1 rRNA gene is annotated in these 248 nt (G+C 50.0%); it reads right to left on the bottom strand.

From position 1 onward, the window contains the following. Nucleotides 1–97, bottom strand: a 5S ribosomal RNA gene (gene rrf, locus PV403_RS25185); the annotation flags it as partial. Nucleotides 98–248: the final 151 nt, after the last annotated feature.

Genomic DNA, 248 nt, shown 5'->3' with positions numbered 1-248 from the left:
CCCAGGACCCTGCGGTCCAAGTACCATCGGCGCTGGAGGGCTTAACGGTCGTGTTCGGGATGGGTACGTGTGGAACCCCTCCGCTATCGCCACCAAACGAGCATTTTTGCAAATGCGGTATTCAAGGATTTGCTCCCTGAAAACTAGATACGAAACAATCTTTGCGATTTATAGCATATGCTTTCGAAGTAGCTTTCCTTCAGAAAGCTTGTAGGATAAGCCCTCGACCGATTAGTACTGGTCAGCTC

The organism is Paenibacillus sp. GYB006 (genome assembly GCF_036577645.1).
Classification (GTDB): Bacteria; Bacillota; Bacilli; order Paenibacillales; family Paenibacillaceae; genus Paenibacillus.
The sequence above is the reverse complement of the archived record's forward strand: the minus strand, read 5'-3'. Positions and strand labels throughout refer to the sequence as shown.